The following is a 16280-nucleotide window of genomic DNA, read 5'->3' on the forward strand; positions in this document are numbered from 1 at the left end:
CTAGCGCAGACCCGGCGCAAAGCAAGACGCCCCTTACAGGTGGTCCACCGCCTCTGCCTGACGTAGCTCGGCGGCGCATAGCTGCAGCCCTCGCAGAAGCCGCTCGGCATCTGCCTGCGGCTGCCGCCCGTGCGGGGCAGAACAGCCCGCCACGATCGGCGTCTGGCCCGGGCGCGACACTGGCACCGCATAGCCGGTAATCCCGGCCTCAAACTCGCTGTCGGTCAGGCAATAGCCCTGTTCGCGCGCTTGGGCGACGCGGTCCAGGATGGCAGCAGGGTCGGCCAGCGACTGGCTGGTGTGGTGCGGGATATCTGTTTCTGCCAGTACCGCCGCCGCATCCTCCTCTGGCAGGCCGGCCAGCAGCATCCGCCCCAGGCTGGTATGGGCCAGCGGAATGTGCGAGCCGGCAGTGAAGCCATAGGTGATATGGCCGTGATCGACGGTTGATTGCGCCAGCAGCAGCACCCGGCCCTGGTCCAGCATCGCCAGTGTCACCTCGATCTCCATTTCCCGGGCGTGGCGGTTCAAAACCGGCTGCACCCGGCGGCCGAACTGGTTGGCCTGCAGGAAACCGCCCGCCAGCGCCAGCACCCGGGGCGTCAGCGACAGCATCCGCCCGTCCTGGCGCAGATAGCCCGCCTGCACCAGCGTGAGCGCCCCGCGCCGGGCGGTCGCGCGGTCCTGGCCGGTGCGCCGGGCGATTTCGGCCAGGGTCAAGCTGGGCGTGGCCGCATCAAACACCGCCAGAACCGCCAGCCCTTTGGCAAAGCTCGACGAAATATTCCTGTCCTGTTCCACCGCTGTCATCTGCGCCGCCAAACCTTTTCTCGAAATGCTGCCGCCCGATCCGGCGGCTTTTGTACGAATAATGCACACATTGTTCGCTTTGCGAACGCTGTCAAGCCGTGAAACCTCCGTAATATCCGGATTACGCAACGGGTTACCGGGGAATTGGGCCGCGGGCTGGACGCTGGGGGTAATTCCGGTGCAATTTCAACCCGCTCTGCATCAAGAGGCCGCCCATGGCACAAGACTTCACATCCGGCAAACTGGCCCGTCTGGGGCTGCTCAGCGCAGAGGACTGCCGCAAGGCGGCGGAGATCACCGCCCGCGCGCAGTTCGACGGGATCGAGACGGTGCGGGTGCTGTTCCCGGACCAGCACGGTCTGCTGCGCGGCAAGACGGTCATGGCGGAGGCATTTGCCAGCGTCTTTGAGCGCGGCTTGAATGCGCCTGCAACCCTGCTGCTCAAGGACACCTCCCACCGCAACGCCTTTCCGGTGTGGGAGGGCGGCACCGGCCTGGCCGGGCCGATGCAGGGCGCAGGCGACGTGCTGCTGGTGCCGCGCCCGGACACCTTCCGCGCGCTGCCCTGGTCCGGCCATTCGGCTTGGATCTTCTGCGAGCCGGTCTTCCCGGACGGCCAGCGGATCCCCTTTGCCTCCAGTGCCGTGCTGCAGCGGGCGGTGGACCAGCTGGCGGGGCAGGGGGTGGCGGCCACCTTCGGGCTGGAGGTGGAATTCCATATCTTCGAGCTGGCGGACAAATCCGCCGCCCACGAACAGGCAGGCCGCCCCGGCGTGCCGGTTCAGACCCGCAACCTGACACAGGGCTATCAGTACCTCACCGAAACCCGTTATGGCGAGGTGGAGGGCGTGCTGGACCTGTTGCGCCGCAACGCCCAGAAACTGGGCCTGCCGGTGCGCTCCGTGGAGATCGAGATGGGCCCCAGCCAAGTGGAGTACACCTTTGCCCCCGACAGCGCCATGGCCCAGGCGGACGCAATGGTCATGTTCCGCACCATGGTCAAGGAGGTCTGCGCCCGCAATGGCCTGCACGCCAGCTTCATGGCCAAGCCGCGGCTGGACAATGCCATGGCCAATGGCTGGCACGTGCACCAGTCGCTGCAGGACCTGGCGACAGGGCGCAACCTGTTCATGCCGGAAACCGCCGGGATGCTGACCCCGCCCGCCAGCGCCTGGATGGCTGGTTTGCTGAAATACGCCTCTGAAACTTCGCTGCTGATTGCGCCGACGGTGAACAGCTACAAGCGCTACCTGCCGTTCCAGCTGGCCCCCAGCCGGATCGGCTGGGGTGTGGACAACCGCGGCGCCATGCTGCGCGCGCTGATGCAGCCCCATGACCCCGCCAGCCGGATCGAAAACCGTGCACCGGACAGCTCCGCCAATCCCTATTACGCGCTGGCCGCCCAGATCATTGCAGGCGCGGCGGGGATCAGCGAAGGGCTGGAGGCCCCGAAACCCACCTTGTTGCCCTACAGTGAGGACGCGGAGCGGTTGCCGCGCTCGCTGGGCCAGGCGCTGGAAGGATTTGCAGGATCTGCCCTTTGCCGCGAGGCGCTGGGGGAGGATACCGTGGACTACCTCCTGCAGCTCAAGCAGTTTGAATGGGAGCGCTACCTCGACACCGTCAGCGAATGGGAGCAGGCCGAGTATTTCAACCTGTTCTGAGCAGCCGCGGGGCCGCCGTGGGATGCGCAAAAAATCTATCCATTCCGGGATTGCCGTCTTGATCGCCAGCCCCGCCCATTGATAGCGTACACTCGCGTATGCAGGACCTGCCCGCGCCGGCCTCCTGCCATCCGCGGCCCATTTCCGGCGGCCTCAACCTATTCAAAACCCACGCCTCTTCGAAGGAAAATACCCCCATGAAATATACCGAGGAACACGAGTGGCTGCTGCCCGAGGACGATCTGATCACCGTCGGCATCACCGCCCACGCCGCCGAACAGCTGGGCGAAGTGGTCTATGTCGAACTGCCGGAGCCGGGTACCGAAGTCTCCAAGGACGACGAGATCGTGGTGATTGAATCGGTCAAGGCCGCCTCCGACATCCTGGCGCCGCTAGACGGTGAGATCGTCGAGGTGAACGAGGCGCTGGCCGATGATCCCGGCAAGGTGAACGAGGATCCGGAAGGCGGCGCCTGGTTCTTCAAGATCAAGCCCTCCGACCTGTCGCCGATGGACGACTACATGGATGAAGCCGGCTACAAGGATTTCATCTCCTGATGAATCCTGCCTGCTGCGGGCCCCGCAGCAGGCTGCGCGTGGCGGCGATCACGATCCCGCCATCCCCCTATGCACCCGCCGGTTGCGGGCTACTATCCGGTCATCGCCAACAGACCCATGCTCCGCAGGAGGTGCGCCATGACCGGATTTACAGGGCTCAAGGCCCTTTTCATCAACACATCGCTGAAAAAGGAAGGCAGCAAAAGCCACACCCTCCTGCTGATGGAGGCATCCTCCGCCATCATGGAAAAGAACGGTGTCGCGGTGGAGCATCTGCACATGCTCGACCACCAGGTGCCGCCCGGCGTCTACCCGGACATGACCGAACAGGGCTGGGACCGCGACGACTGGCCCAGGATCTGGGAGAAGGTGAAGGCGGCGCAGATCCTTGTGATCGGCACCCCGCTCTGGCTGGGCGAGGAAAGCTCTGTCTGCCGCGTTCTGATCGAACGGCTGTACGGGATGAGCGGCGAGTTGAACGATAAGGGCCAGTCGATCTTCTACGGCAAGACCGGCGGCACCGTCATCACCGGCAACGAAGACGGTATCAAGCACACTGCGATGACGATCTGTTACGCGCTCAGCCACCTCGGCTTCACCATCCCGCCGCAGGCCGATTGCGGCTGGATCGGCGAGGCCGGGCCGGGGCCATCCTATGGCGATGAGGTGGAGGGCAAGCCCGCAGGTTTTGAAAACGAGTTCACTCAGCGCAACACCACCATCATGACCTGGAACCTGATGCACCTGGCGGCCATGCTGCGCGATGCGGGCGGCTACCCGAACGAGGGCAACGACCGCAACGCCTGGTCGGCGGGCTGCCGGTTCGACTATGAAAACCCGGATTACCGGTCATAGACGCAGCGTTGTGTCCGGGGCTGGCCCGGGAATCCGCCTTGTTCCCTGCCGGAAACAAGGCGGTGCCTCCGGCGGGGATATTTTCAGCCAGAAGAAGCAGGGGGACCTTGCCGTGACGAGCGGGCATGTGGACCTCTTGCAGCTGCAAAACCGATAAACAAAAGGAAGACGCCGATGGACACTTTTCAACTCCCGATTGAGGGCGCATGCCTGTGCGGTCAGGTGCAAGTCCGGGTGACGGCCCCGCCGCTTCTGACGCTCGCGTGCCACTGCCGCGACTGCCAGAAGCTTTGCGCAAGCGCCTATTCTCTGACCGCGATGTTTCCGGCAGAGGCATTCGCTGTCACCGGGGAGCTGGTGACAGGCGGGCGAAGGACCGAGCGCCGGCAGCACAACTTCTGCCCCAAGTGTTTGAACTTCCTGTTTTCACGTATTCAAGGCGCAGAGAGCCGGGTGAACTTGCGCACAACCGTGTTTGATAACCCGGCCTGGTCCGAACCTTTCGTCGAATTGATGACAGAGGAAAAACTCTCATGGTCGCATGTTCCCGCCACGCATAGTTTCGCCCGGTTCCCGGAAACGGCAGCCGAGCTCGAAGCCCTGATGGCGGACTATTCAAAGCGCCGGGGCCTCTAGGCAAGGCCGTTGTTCTCCAAGGGGCCAGCCTTCCGCAGGGGGTAAGAGGTGGACTGGCGTTGCCAGCTCAGTACCCGCGCTGCCGGTCCACCTCGTGCAGCAGGTCTTCCCCGGCCTCCAGCCGCCGGTAATTCTCCACCACGTCCTTGAGCGCATCACCCAGGTGCCAGCCCGACACATGCGGGGTGATGGTCACCTGCGGGTGCGTCCACAGCGGGCTGTCAGCGGGCAGCGGCTCCCGGCTCAGCACATCCAGCACCGCGTGGCCGGGGGTGCCGTTGACGAGCGCCGCCAGCAGCGCGGCCTCATCCACCAGATCGCCGCGGCCCGCATTGATCAGCGTGGCGCCGGGCTTCATCGCCGCCAGTGTGTCCGCATTGATCAGCCCGCGGGTGGCGGGGGTGGAGGGCAGGATCGAACAGACGTAATCGCATTCGCCCAGCATCTGCTGCAGCGCCGCGTCGCCGTGGCGGCAGTCCACACCCTCGATTGCCTTGGGCGAACGGCTCCAGCCCAGCACCCGGAACCGCATGTCCCGCATCAGCCGCGCCGTCCTGCCGCCGATATGGCCCAGGCCCAGCACCCCCACGGTTTTTTCCTGCGGCCGTCCCGGTGCCAGCGGCTCCCAGGCGCTGCGGACCTGCGAGGCCGCATGCGCCGCCATGTTGCGCTGGCCGCGCAGCACATAGGCGAGGCAGTATTCGGCAATCTCATGCGCGGGTTCCTGCGGCTTCAGCCGGGCAACCCGCACATGCGGCGCCAGGCTGGGATGCGCCACGATGGTCTCCACCCCGGCGCCAAGCTTCTGCACCAGCTGCAGGTTCGGCAGCCGGGCAGGCAGATCCCCCTTCAGCGCCGAGACCGCCAGCACCGTGATCTCTTCCAGCTTGCCGGGCGCGGAGAGGGGACGGATATCGGCGCCGGGGTCCAGCGACCGCAGTTCATCCGCGAGTTGTTCTTCCGTGTACCAGCCGTCGTGTCCGATGCTGATCAGCACTGCCATGGGGCTCACCTGCTTGCTATACGCGTCCTTGCGCCGGACTAAGCCACGGTCCGGGGCAGAGCGACAGCAGCTTTCCGCCCGCCGCTGCCATCCCCTGCCGTGTCAGTCCAGGCGCCGGACCAGGATCTGGTTGCCCTCGCCGCGCTTGGTCTCGAACAGCCTGAGCGAGGCAATAAGGTCGCTCAGCTTGCGCTTGCCATAGCTGCGGGTGTCGAAATCCGGCGAGGCGGCGGTGATGTACTGGCCGATCTGGCCCAGGGTGAACCACTCGTCGTCCTGGTCGATGGCGTCCATTGCCCGGATCACCAGCTTGGTCGGGTCTGCCAGCTCCGCCGGTGCGTCATCGTTGGCGACCTCCGGTTTTTTGGCTTTGGGCTTGCCCTTGCCCGGGTCCTCCAGCAGGTTTTCAACATAGATGAACCGCTTGCAGGCTTTGACAAAGGCGGCGGGGGTCTTGCGCATCCCCATGCCGTAAACATCCAGCCCCTGTTCGCGGATGCGACTGGCCAGCCGGGTAAAATCGCTGTCCGAGGAGATCAGCACAAAGCCGTCAAAGCGGCCCGAATGCAGGATGTCCATCGCGTCGATCACCAGCGCGATGTCAGAGGCATTCTTGCCGGTGGTGTTGGCAAACTGCTGGTGCGGGACAATAGCCAGCGCCGCCAGTTTCTCCTTGTTCCAGCCTTGAGGGCTGCCGCCCGCAAAATCGCCGTAAATGCGGCGGATGCTGGCCTCGCCGAAGGAGGCGATTTCCTCGAACATCGCCTCCGCATATTTGGCCGAGATATTGTCAGCGTCGATCAGGACAGCCAGAAGCGGCGGTTTTGTTGTGTTTGCCATGGCGGAGTTGTGCCTCATTTGAGTGTGCCCGGCAGGGTGGCGGCACGGTTGCCTGCCATCAGCCCCTGCGGGATAGGTTGGGTTGAGTATGTGCAGCGCCCGCCAAGATGCAAGGGCGGCTTGCTGTGCGGAAACCGCCTGCAGCTGCCGGCCGGTGCGTAGGGGAGGGGGTGCACAAGGGGTGCACGGGTGGTGTACAGGGGGTGCCGCCGGCTTCCGCTCAGCGGCGGCTCAGGCGAAGGGATCTTCCGGATAGCCCACCCGCGCCAGATACAGCCCGTGACCGGGGCAAACCGGTCCGCAGGCCGCACGGTCGCGGGCCTCCAGCGCGGCCTTCACATCCGCAGGCTCCCAGGCGCCGGCGCCGACCCGCTCTAGCGTGCCGACAAAGCTGCGGACCTGGTTGTGCAGGAAGCTGCGGGCACGCACATGGAAACGGATCTCCGGCCCTGAAAAGCCCTGAACCCGCTCCACCGTCAGCTCATCCAGCGTCTTGACGGGGCTGGCCGCCTGGCAGATCGAGGAGCGGAAGGTGGTGAAATCATGATTGCCAATCAAGTGGCCGGCGGCGTCCTGCATGGCGTCCGTGTCCAGGTCATGGCTCAGCTGCCAGACCTGGCCTGCGTCATGGGTGGCAGGCGCGCGGCGGATCAGGATGCGGAACAGATACTGCCGCTCCACCGCTGAAAACCGCGCGTGCCAGTCATCCTCAACCCGGGCGCAGTCCACAATGGCGACCGGATCGGGCTTGAGATGGTAATTCAGCGCCTCCGAAAGGCGGAACGGATCCCACTCCTTGGCTAGGTCGCAATGGGCGACCTGTCCCAGCGCATGCACGCCCGCGTCGGTGCGCCCGGCGGCGGCGATGGTGTGTTCCCCGGGTTCCAGCCGCGCCAGCGCAGCTTCGATCGCGCCCTGCACGGACGGCAGCTCCTTCTGCCTCTGCCAGCCGGCAAAAGGCTTCCCGTGGTATTCGACTTTCAAAGCAAAACGCGGCATGGGCGGGCAAGTAGCAATGCAACAGGGCCGGGGCAAGTCCCGTCTGCACTCTGGTAAGCCGCCGGCCGGTTGCCTATCTTTGTGCGGGCAAGAACAGAGCAGGATCAGGGCCTTGGTGATAACTTCCCTTGCAGACGGGGTGATAAGCGGGGTGGAGAGCGTTACCAGCGGCCTCTCTTCTGCGCTGTTCGACCGGCCCTTGCGGCTGGGCGTCACCGGGCTGGCGCGCTCCGGCAAGACGGTGTTCATAACCTCGCTGGTTGCCAATCTGATGGACCGGGGCCGGATGCTGCAGCTGAACGCCGCGCGCGAAGGGCGGATCGAGGCGGCCTTTTTGCAGCCCCAGCCCGACGATACCGTGCCGCGGTTCGACTATGAGAGCCACCTCGCGGCGCTGACCGGGCCGTCACCCCACTGGCCGGACAGCACCAGGGCGGTCTCAGAGCTGCGTCTCAGCCTGAAGGTGCGGCCCGCCGGCCTTCTGTCCGGGCTGCAGGGGCTGCGCACGCTGCATCTCGATATCGTGGATTACCCGGGCGAGTGGCTGCTGGACCTGGCGCTCTTGGACAAGAGCTATGCGGAATGGTCCTCGGATGTGCTGTCGCGTATCGCCAGCCGGCCGCAGGCGCAGGGGTTTCTGACGGAAAAATCCAAGGCTGCCCCGGCAGGCACGCATGACGAGCCGCAGGCCCAGGCCCTTGCCGCCGCTTTCACCGGCTACCTGGGCGCCGCCCGCGCCGCCGGGTTCTACGACTGCACCCCTGGCCGCTTCCTGCTGCCCGGAGACCTGGAGGGGTCGCCAGTGCTGACCTTTGCGCCGCTGCCGCCGGAGGCGGGCGCCCCGCGCGGCAGCCTGTGGCGCGAGATGGAGCGGCGCTATGAGGCCTATAAATCCAAGGTCGTCAAACCCTTCTTCCGCGACCACTTTGCCCGCATCGACCGCCAGGTGGTGCTGGTGGATGCGCTGTCGGCGATCCACTCCGGCCCGCAGGCAGTGGAGGATCTGCGCCACGCGATGACAGATATTCTCAGCGCCTTCAAACCGGGCCGCAATCATTTCCTGACCCGGCTCTTGGGCGGCAAACGGGTGGAAAAGATCCTGTTCGCCGCCACTAAGGCCGACCATCTGCACCACGCTCAGCACGGCCGGATGACCGCCATCATCGAGGCACTGACCCGCGAGGCGCAGGACCGCGCCCGCTTTGCCGGGGCGGAGACCGCGGCGCTGGCCATGGCTTCCCTGCGCACCACCACCGAGGAGATGCGCGCCCACAACGGCACTGAGCTTCCTTGCGTCCGCGGCACCCTGCTGGAGACCGGCAAGCAGGCGGCGTTTTATCCCGGCGCGCTGCCTGAGGATCCCTCGCAGCTGCTCACGCCCGCCCGCCAAGGGGCCGAGCGCTGGCTGGAGGGCGACTATCAGGCGATGGCCTTTGCGCCCGCGCCGCTGACCGTGAAACACGGCAGCGGTCCGCCGCATATCCGCCTCGACCGCGCCGCCGAATTCCTGATCGGAGATGCCCTGTGACCCTCTCCTTGCGCCCTGCCGTTCCCTTGGATGCCGGTGCCGTGGGGGACATCCTCTACCGTTTCCAGCAGGACACGGAGTGGATGCCCAAGCTCTACACTTCGGCGGAGGTGATTTCCTTCTGCGGCCTGATGATCGACCGCGGCTGGGTCACCGTGGCGGAGCGGGACGGCAGCATAGCGGGGTTCCTGGCCCAGGACGGCCTGGAGGTCTGCTCGCTCTACCTCGCGCCGGGGGCGTGCGGGCAGGGGGCGGGCAAGGCGTTGCTGGACGCGGCCAAATCGTCCGCACCGCGGCTCACCTTGCGGACCTTCGCCGCCAACATCCGCGCGCAGAAGTTCTACCAGCGCGAGGGCTTTGCCGAAACCGGCCGCGGCGATGGCACGGGTAACGAAGAAGGTCTGCCCGATATCGCCTATGAATGGCGTGCCAAGCAGGAGGCGGCGGCATGAGCAAGAAGCCCGTCCTGTTCGAGCTCGATGAAGACGCCGGGGCGCCTCCGGTTGCGGAAGCCCCGCCGGTACCCGAACCCGCGGTGCCGGAGCCGCTGCCGCCGTCAGCGATGGAGCAGGCGGCCCGGATTGCCGCCCGCAAGCCGTCGCGCCTGGCACGCTGGTTCTGGGCGCTGCTGGTTGCGGTGGTTGGCGCAATGGCCTCGGTCGCGGCCTGGGATTTCGCGACCGGCCTGATCGCCCGGGTGCCGGTGCTGGGCTGGGCGGTCAGCGCCGGGCTGGCCCTTTTGCTGCTGCTGGCCCTGGCGATGGGCTTGCGCGAGCTGGCGGCGCTGTCGCGGCTGCGGCGGGTTGATACCCTGCGGCACCAGGCGGCAGAGGTTGCAGACCTGGCGGCGGCCCGTGCCTTCACCAACCGGCTGGAAGGTTTTTACAAGGGGCGCGAGGATCTTACCTGGCACCAGGCCCGGCTGGCAGAGCGCCAGGCTGAGGTTCTGGACGGCGATGCCCTTTTGCTGCTGGCGGAGGAGGAACTGCTGGTGCCGCTCGACGCCCTGGCCCTGCGGGAGGTGGAGGCCGCCGCCCGGCAGGTGGCCACGGTGACGGCAATCGTGCCGATGGCGCTGGCGGATATCCTGACGGCGCTGGTCTCCTCCCTGCGGATGATCCGCCGGGTGGCCGGGATCTATGGCGGCCGCCCCGGTTTGTTCAGCTCCTGGCGGCTGACCCGTGCGGTGCTGGCGCATCTGGCCGCCACCGGCGCGGTTGCCGCAGGCGATGACCTCTTGGAGCCGGTGCTGGGCGGCTCGGTCCTGTCCAAGCTCTCCCGCCGGTTTGGCGAGGGCCTGGTCAACGGCGCGCTGTCCGCCCGCGTCGGCATCGCCGCGATGGAGGTCTGCCGCCCGATGCCGTTCTCGCAAAAGCGCAAGCCCAGCACCCGCAAGGTGGTGCAGCGGGCGCTGACGGGGCTTTTTTCCAAGGAGAAATAGCGCGCGGCCCAGGCTCATGCGAAGCATGAGCCGCGCCCAAGGCTGCTAAGGTGTTCTGGCGCAGCCAGACTGCCGGCGGGCGCGGGAGCGCTTCCGCCGGCCTGTTTCAGAACAGGTTCGGCGGCTGGTCCTTGGGCTGGCGCATCGCCACGACGCCGGTGCGGAATCCTTCGCCGATGCGGTCGGCCAGCGCGCCCCATTGCAGCGCGGTCTGCGCTGGCAGTTCGGCCCGCAGCACCTCGTGGAACAGGCCCAGCCACATCGGGAAATGCTCCGCCTTCACGTCAGGCCGCGAGACATGCACCCGCATCGGATTACCGCTGTAGCTGCGCTCCCGCAGGATCGCATTGCGCCAGAACCCCGCAATCTTCTCCTCATGCTCCGGCCAGTCGGAGACATGCGCGGCAAAGACCGGCCCCAATACCGGGTGCGCTCTGACGCGCGCATAGAAGACCGCGACCACGCGGGAGATCTCCTCTGCGGTGATCTCAAACCGCGCCAGCGGGTTTGCGGTGTCTGTATCGCTCATAGGATGCTCCAGTCTGTTGTCGCCCGCTAGATAGTGCGGCGGCGGGGCCGGCGGAAGGGGGCAGGCGCATCTGCCGCGGCGCGGAGGCGCGGCACCACTGGCGCCCAGGGCCTCTGCCGCTATGCTGGACGCGTATTTGGCCGAAGGTATTGATTTATGGCGGAGATCACCAAGCGGGTTCTGGTTCTGGGCGCTTACGGATTTATCGGCGCTGAGGTGGTCCGGGCCTTGCGGGCCGATGGGGTCTCCGTGACGGGCCTTGGCCGCAGCGCTGAGCAGGCGGCACGGGTGCTGCCGGGGGTGCCCTTCGCTGCGGGTGATCTGCGTCAGCTATTGCAGCGCGAAGACTGGGGGCCGCTGCTGCAGGGAGTGGACGCAGTGGTGAATTGTGCGGGCGTGCTGCAGGACATGGCGCCGGGAGAGCTGGAGGCCGTGCATCACACCGCCATTTCGGCCCTGGCGGCAGCCTGCGCTGAGCGCGGTATCAAGGTGGTGCAGGTCTCCGCTGCCGGGGCGGGGACAAAAGCCGCGACAGAGTTCATGCGCAGCAAGGGGCGGGGTGATGAAGCTTTGCGCGCCTCAGGTGCTGCAGCTTGGATCCTGAAACCCGGGCTGGTGATCGGGCAGGGGGCTTATGGCGGCACAAGGCTCTTGCGGATGCTGGCGGCGGTGCCTTTGGTGCAGCCGGTGGCGCTGGCCGGTGCTTCGGTGCAATGCGTGGGGATGCCGGACCTGGCCGCGGCGGTGGCGGCCGCGCTGACCGGAGTGCTGCCGCCCGGCACCTACGATCTGGTGGAAGATCAGCCGCACACGCTCGAGGCGGTACTGGCAGAGACCCGCAACTGGCTGGGTTTTGCGCCCGCCCGGATGGTGCTGCGGTTCCCGGACTGGCTGCTGCCGCCGGTCGCGGCCTGCGCCGATGCGCTGGGGCGACTTGGCTGGCGCTCGCCCTTGCGCAGCACAGCAATTGCGGAAATCCGCAGCGGCGTGCGCGGGGACCCGGAACCGTACCGCGCAGCCATCGGGCAGGGGCTCGCGCCCCTGGAAGCGATCTGCCAATCGCTGCCAGCAAGCCGTGCGCAGCGTCTGGATGCTCGAATGGCGTTGCTGATGCCGGTCGCGGTTGCAGTGCTGAGCCTGTTCTGGCTGGCCTCGGGGCTGGTCGGCTTGTGGCAGCTGGACTCCGCGGCCCAAGTGCTGCGGGCCAAGGGATGGAGCACTAACCTGGCCGGCTCGAGCGTGATTTTCTGGTTGCTCGCGGATATTGCCTTGGGGCTGGCTATCCTGTGGCGGCCCTGGGCGGAGCGGGCCTGCCTGGGGATGGCTGCGGTGTCGCTTGTCTATCTGCTGGCGGCCACGGTGGTGACGCCGGAGATGTGGGCGGACCCGTTGGGACCGCTGGTCAAGGTGCTGCCTGGCCTGCTGCTGGCGCTGATCACGCATCAATTGCTGCAGGAGCGTTAAAATGGACCCTGAGCTGACCCTGCGCTGGATGCATGTGATCGGCGCCTGTGTCTTGCTGGGAACCGGGGCAGGCATTGCCTTTTTCATGCTAATGGCGCATCGCACCCGCAACGCGCATCTGGTTGCCCATACTGCGGGTGTTGTGGTGCTGGCAGACCTCCTGTTTACCGCTACGGCGGTGATCGTGCAGCCCGTCACCGGCGGTCTGCTGGCCTGGCGGCTGGGCTGGCCGCTGAGCGAGGGCTGGCTGGCGCTGTCGCTGGGGCTATATGTGCTGACCGGGGCCTTCTGGCTGCCGGTGGTCTGGATCCAGCTGCGGCTGCGCGATTTGGCACGGGCCGCGGCCGAGGCAGGCGAGGCGCTGCCTGCGCGCTATCATCAGCTGTTTGCGATCTGGTTTGCCTGCGGCTTCCCTGCCTTTGTCTCGGTGCTGGCGATCATCTGGCTGATGCTGGCGCGGCCGGACCTGGGTGTGTGGCTGGTGCGCTGATTGATATCTTCCGACCGGCCGCAAGGCCGGGCAGCGCCCGACCCTCCCCACGGGAGGGCGCTTGGCGCCCACCCAGGGCAGGGCGCTGCCCTAGGCGTGATGCGGCACATCTGCCGCTTTACGCCTCCGCTGCTGCGGCCTATAAGGCCTCCCATGTCCCTATTCGCGGCCATCATTATTCGAATTATGTCCCCGGCGCTCTGAAACCAATGAGCCGCCGGGCAAAGGCGCTTGAGCCATCGCGCCGAACCGAATATCCCAATTTCCGACCTTGATCATCCAAAGGACGCCCCCGATGTGCGCCGACACGCCCCAGACGCCTGACTACAAAGACACCCTGAACCTGCCGAAAACCGATTTCCCGATGCGTGCAGGCCTGCCCAAACGCGAGCCCGGCTGGCTGGAGCGCTGGGCGCAGATGGGCGTTTACGACAAACTCCGCGAGAAGGCTGCCGCGGCCAAGGGCACGGACGCGGAACGCAAGCCCTTCACCCTGCACGACGGCCCCCCTTATGCCAACGGCCACCTGCACATCGGCCACGCGCTGAACAAGACCATCAAGGACATGATCGTGCGCTCCCATCAGATGATGGGCTTTGATGCGCGCTATGTGCCGGGCTGGGACTGCCACGGCCTGCCGATCGAATGGAAGATCGAGGAGCAGTACCGCAAGAAGGGCAAGAACAAGGATGCCGTCCCGGTGGTGGAGTTCCGCCAGGAATGCCGCGCCTTTGCCGACAGCTGGGTCGATATCCAGCGCGAGGAATTCAAACGGCTGGGCATCACCGGCAACTGGGATGATCCGTATCTGACCATGAACTACCACGCCGAAGCGGTGATCGCGGATGAGTTCATGAAGTTCCTGATGAACGGCACCCTCTATCAGGGCTCCAAGCCGGTGATGTGGTCACCGGTCGAAAAGACCGCGCTGGCCGAGGCCGAGGTCGAATATCATGACAAGGAAAGCTTCACCATCTGGGTGAAGTTCAAGGTGGCCGAGGCGGGCGGCTTTGTGGCCGCTGACGGCGAGGATGCGGATTTCGCAGGTGCCGACTCGGCGATCGTGGCGCAGGATCTGGAAGGCGCCCATGTGGTGATCTGGACAACCACCCCCTGGACCATCCCCTCGAACAAGGCGGTGGTGTACGGGGCTGAGATCGCCTATGGCCTTTATGAGGTGACCGGCACGCCCGAGGAATGCTGGGCCGCTGTGGGTGACAGGTTCATCCTGGCCGACAACCTGGCTGCCGATGTGTTCAAGCGCGCCCGCCTGGGTGAAGACCAGTACAAGCGCCTGCGCGGGGTCTCAGCTGAGGAACTGTCCAGCCTTTCGCTGAAGCACCCCCTTGCAGGTGCCGAGGGCGCAAACGGCGAATGGGATGCTATCCGCGACTTCCGCGCGGCGGATTTCGTGACCGACACCGAAGGCACCGGCTTTGTCCATTGCGCACCCAGCCACGGCATGGAGGAATTCGAGCTCTACCGTGATCTGGGCATGCTGGAGCAGGTCATCACCTACAACGTCATGGACGACGGTTCTTTCCGTGCCGATCTGCCGTTCTTTGGCGGCACCTACATCCTCAGCCGCAAGGGCGGCGAGGGTGATGCCAACAAGACCATCATCGACAAGCTGGTTGAGGTTGGCGGCCTGCTGGCACGCGGCAAGATCAAGCACAGCTACCCGCATTCCTGGCGCTCCAAGGCGCCGATCATCTACCGCAACACGCCGCAGTGGTTTGCCTCCGTCGACCGCAAGCTGGACGACGGCATGAATGAGATGGGCGACAGCATCCGCGAACGCGCCCTGCGCTCCATCGACGAGCTGGTGAAATGGTGGCCGCAGACCGGGCGCAACCGCCTGCATTCGATGATCGAAAGCCGCCCCGACTGGGTGCTGAGCCGCCAGCGCGCCTGGGGCGTGCCGCTCACCTGCTTCACCAAAAAGGGCGCGCTGCCGACCGATGCGGACTTCCTGCTGCGCAATGAGGACGTCAACAGGCGCATCGTTGCGGAGTTTGAGGAGCACGGCGCCGACGTCTGGTACGAGGACGGCTTCAAAGCGCGGGTTTTGGGGAACAGCGTGGATCCCGACGATTACGACCAGGTGTTCGACGTGCTGGACGTGTGGTTCGACTCCGGCTCGACCCATGCCTTTGTGCTGCGCGACCGCGAAGACGGCACCGAGGACGGCATCGCTGACGTCTACATGGAAGGCACCGACCAGCACCGCGGCTGGTTCCATTCTTCGCTGCTGCAGGCCTGCGGCACCAAGGGCCGCGCGCCGTACCGCAATGTGGTGACCCACGGCTTCACGCTGGACGAGAAGGGCATGAAAATGTCCAAGTCGCTTGGCAACACCATCGTGCCGGAAGAGGTCGTCAAGCAGTACGGCGCCGACATCCTGCGCCTGTGGGTGGCCCAGACCGACTACACCGCCGACCAGCGCATCGGGCCGGAGATCCTGAAGGGCGCCGCCGACAGCTACCGCCGCCTGCGCAACACCATGCGCTTCTTGTTGGGCTCACTTGGCGACTTCCGCGAAGATCAGCGGGTGGCGCCGGAGGATATGCCGGAGCTGGAGCAGTGGGTTCTGCACCGGCTGGCTGAGCTCGACCACAAGGTGCGCACCGGCTACCAGTCCTTCGACTTCCAGGGCGTGTTCTCGGCAGTCTTCAACTTTGCCACTGTGGACCTGTCAGCCTTCTACTTCGACATCCGCAAGGATGCGCTCTATTGCGACGGCGACACCCTGAATGCCCGCGCCGCGCGCACCGTGCTGGACATCCTGTTCCACCGCCTGACCACCTGGCTGGCGCCGATCCTGGTCTTCACCATGGAAGAGGTCTGGCTGGAGAAATACCCGGGCGGGGACAGCTCGGTGCATCTGCAGGACATCCCGGAAACCCCGGGCGATTGGCTGAACGAGCCGCTGGCCGCCAAGTGGTCCAAGATCCGCCAGGCCCGCCGGGTGGTGACCGCAGCGCTGGAGGTGCAGCGCACCGACAAGGTGATTGGTGCTTCGCTGGAGGCCGCTCCGGTGGTGCATGTGCGCGACACGGAGGCGCTGGCGGCGCTGAAATCGGTGAATTTCGCCGATATCTGCATCACTTCGGACATCATGCTGACCAATGATCCGGCTCCGGCCGAAGCGTTCCGGATGCCGGAAGTCGATGGTGTTTCGGTGGTGTTTGAGAAGGCCGACGGCGGCAAATGCCAGCGCTGCTGGAAGATCCTGCCGGATGTGGGCCGCCACAGCCATGCTGGCGTCTGCGGACGCTGCGACAGCGCGCTGAGCTGACCCGCCGCTCACCTCAGGGTAGAATTCAACGCCCGGCCCGATGGCCGGGCGTTGTCATTTTTACGCTGCTGTTGCGGTATTTCCCGCACTTTTCCCGTGTGCCGCCTTGTGTCGCGGCATTTTGGATTCCTCTAGATGTTGACCGGTTTTCCACAACTGGTTAAGA

Annotated in this window: 15 protein-coding genes; 10 read left to right on the top strand and 5 right to left on the bottom strand. The window is 65.8% G+C overall.

The window, feature by feature from the left end; all coding sequences use genetic code 11:
- Nucleotides 1–33: 33 nt before the first annotated feature.
- Entirely contained in the window at nt 34–810 is a 777-nt protein-coding gene (locus tag CAER_RS0118125) for an IclR family transcriptional regulator domain-containing protein (RefSeq protein WP_027236692.1), read from the bottom strand.
- Between the two features lie 215 nt (nt 811–1025).
- Here CAER_RS0118125 and CAER_RS0118130 point away from each other — a divergent pair, with 215 nt between their 5' ends.
- The 4 genes from CAER_RS0118130 to CAER_RS0118145 all read left to right on the top strand — a co-directional run bounded on the left by CAER_RS0118130 (nt 1026) and on the right by CAER_RS0118145 (nt 4522).
- The gene (locus CAER_RS0118130; protein ID WP_027236693.1) at nt 1026–2474 is read left to right on the top strand and encodes a glutamine synthetase family protein; all 1449 of its coding nucleotides are present in this window, start codon (nt 1026–1028) and stop codon (nt 2472–2474) included.
- A gap of 197 nt (nt 2475–2671) precedes the next feature.
- On the top strand, nt 2672–3031 hold the full coding sequence (gcvH, locus tag CAER_RS0118135) for a glycine cleavage system protein GcvH (RefSeq protein WP_027236694.1): 360 nt from the start codon (nt 2672–2674) through the stop codon (nt 3029–3031).
- Between the two features lie 138 nt (nt 3032–3169).
- Entirely contained in the window at nt 3170–3886 is a 717-nt protein-coding gene (locus tag CAER_RS0118140; protein ID WP_027236695.1) for a flavodoxin family protein, read from the top strand.
- 174 nt (nt 3887–4060) lie between these two features.
- Nucleotides 4061–4522, top strand: coding sequence for a GFA family protein (locus CAER_RS0118145; RefSeq protein WP_027236696.1), 462 nt, complete (start codon nt 4061–4063; stop codon nt 4520–4522).
- Between the two features lie 67 nt (nt 4523–4589).
- Here the strand turns inward: CAER_RS0118145 and CAER_RS0118150 are convergent, their stop codons facing one another.
- The 3 genes from CAER_RS0118150 to truA form a co-directional block, all read right to left on the bottom strand.
- Nucleotides 4590–5525 carry a 2-hydroxyacid dehydrogenase gene (locus CAER_RS0118150; RefSeq protein WP_027236697.1) on the bottom strand — a complete coding sequence of 312 codons (936 nt, stop codon included), beginning with the start codon at nt 5523–5525 and terminating at the stop codon, nt 4590–4592.
- 102 nt (nt 5526–5627) lie between these two features.
- A complete protein-coding gene (locus CAER_RS0118155; RefSeq protein ID WP_027236698.1) occupies nt 5628–6365 on the bottom strand; it encodes an NYN domain-containing protein in 738 nt (245 codons plus the stop codon).
- Between the two features lie 231 nt (nt 6366–6596).
- Nucleotides 6597–7364 (bottom strand): tRNA pseudouridine(38-40) synthase TruA, encoded by a 768-nt coding sequence (gene truA / locus CAER_RS0118160; RefSeq protein ID WP_027236699.1) that lies wholly within the window; start codon nt 7362–7364, stop codon nt 6597–6599.
- A gap of 112 nt (nt 7365–7476) precedes the next feature.
- On the opposite strand from truA, the gene CAER_RS0118165 reads away from it, so the two are divergent.
- Genes CAER_RS0118165 through CAER_RS0118175 form a run of 3 tightly spaced genes read left to right on the top strand, consistent with a single transcriptional unit; the run spans nt 7477 to nt 10333 of the window.
- Nucleotides 7477–8892, top strand: a complete 1416-nt coding sequence (locus tag CAER_RS0118165) for a YcjX family GTP-binding protein (RefSeq protein ID WP_027236700.1) — start codon at nt 7477–7479, stop codon at nt 8890–8892.
- A complete protein-coding gene (locus tag CAER_RS0118170; RefSeq protein WP_027236701.1) occupies nt 8889–9344 on the top strand; it encodes a GNAT family N-acetyltransferase in 456 nt (151 codons plus the stop codon). Before CAER_RS0118165 ends, CAER_RS0118170 begins: the two co-directional genes overlap by 4 nt.
- Nucleotides 9341–10333, top strand: coding sequence for a YcjF family protein (locus CAER_RS0118175; RefSeq protein ID WP_027236702.1), 993 nt, complete (start codon nt 9341–9343; stop codon nt 10331–10333). Before CAER_RS0118170 ends, CAER_RS0118175 begins: the two co-directional genes overlap by 4 nt.
- A gap of 106 nt (nt 10334–10439) precedes the next feature.
- Here CAER_RS0118175 and CAER_RS0118180 read toward each other — a convergent pair whose 3' ends face one another.
- Entirely contained in the window at nt 10440–10862 is a 423-nt protein-coding gene (locus tag CAER_RS0118180; protein ID WP_027236703.1) for a group III truncated hemoglobin, read from the bottom strand.
- 156 nt (nt 10863–11018) lie between these two features.
- Between CAER_RS0118180 and CAER_RS0118185 the strand changes: the two genes are divergently transcribed.
- The 3 genes from CAER_RS0118185 (at nt 11019) to ileS (ending at nt 16114) form a co-directional block, all read left to right on the top strand.
- Nucleotides 11019–12326 (top strand): SDR family oxidoreductase, encoded by a 1308-nt coding sequence (locus tag CAER_RS0118185; RefSeq protein WP_027236704.1) that lies wholly within the window; start codon nt 11019–11021, stop codon nt 12324–12326.
- A 1-nt stretch (nt 12327) separates the two neighbouring features.
- Nucleotides 12328–12816: a DUF2269 family protein gene (locus CAER_RS0118190; RefSeq protein WP_027236705.1), complete on the top strand. Its 489-nt coding sequence runs from the start codon at nt 12328–12330 to the stop codon at nt 12814–12816.
- Between the two features lie 295 nt (nt 12817–13111).
- Nucleotides 13112–16114 (top strand): isoleucine--tRNA ligase, encoded by a 3003-nt coding sequence (gene ileS, locus CAER_RS0118195; RefSeq protein ID WP_027236706.1) that lies wholly within the window; start codon nt 13112–13114, stop codon nt 16112–16114.
- The last annotated feature ends 166 nt before the right edge of the window (nt 16115–16280 follow it).

This window comes from Leisingera caerulea DSM 24564 (assembly GCF_000473325.1).
Classification (GTDB): Bacteria; Pseudomonadota; Alphaproteobacteria; order Rhodobacterales; family Rhodobacteraceae; genus Leisingera; species Leisingera caerulea.

Bases quoted from the DNA above. Each gene is read 5' to 3' on its own strand.
- CAER_RS0118185 (WP_027236704.1), top strand. From the start codon at position 11,019: ATGGCGGAGATCACCAAGCGGGTTCTGGTTCTGGGCGCTTACGGATTT.
- CAER_RS0118130 (WP_027236693.1), top strand. From the start codon at position 1,026: ATGGCACAAGACTTCACATCCGGCAAACTGGCCCGTCTGGGGCTGCTC.
- CAER_RS0118140 (WP_027236695.1), top strand. From the start codon at position 3,170: ATGACCGGATTTACAGGGCTCAAGGCCCTTTTCATCAACACATCGCTG.
- CAER_RS0118125 (WP_027236692.1), bottom strand. From the start codon at position 810: ATGACAGCGGTGGAACAGGACAGGAATATTTCGTCGAGCTTTGCCAAA.
- gcvH (WP_027236694.1), top strand. From the start codon at position 2,672: ATGAAATATACCGAGGAACACGAGTGGCTGCTGCCCGAGGACGATCTG.
- CAER_RS0118190 (WP_027236705.1), top strand. From the start codon at position 12,328: ATGGACCCTGAGCTGACCCTGCGCTGGATGCATGTGATCGGCGCCTGT.
- CAER_RS0118145 (WP_027236696.1), top strand. From the start codon at position 4,061: ATGGACACTTTTCAACTCCCGATTGAGGGCGCATGCCTGTGCGGTCAG.
- CAER_RS0118155 (WP_027236698.1), bottom strand. From the start codon at position 6,365: ATGGCAAACACAACAAAACCGCCGCTTCTGGCTGTCCTGATCGACGCT.
- truA (WP_027236699.1), bottom strand. From the start codon at position 7,364: ATGCCGCGTTTTGCTTTGAAAGTCGAATACCACGGGAAGCCTTTTGCC.
- CAER_RS0118175 (WP_027236702.1), top strand. From the start codon at position 9,341: ATGAGCAAGAAGCCCGTCCTGTTCGAGCTCGATGAAGACGCCGGGGCG.
- ileS (WP_027236706.1), top strand. From the start codon at position 13,112: ATGTGCGCCGACACGCCCCAGACGCCTGACTACAAAGACACCCTGAAC.
- CAER_RS0118150 (WP_027236697.1), bottom strand. From the start codon at position 5,525: ATGGCAGTGCTGATCAGCATCGGACACGACGGCTGGTACACGGAAGAA.
- CAER_RS0118180 (WP_027236703.1), bottom strand. From the start codon at position 10,862: ATGAGCGATACAGACACCGCAAACCCGCTGGCGCGGTTTGAGATCACC.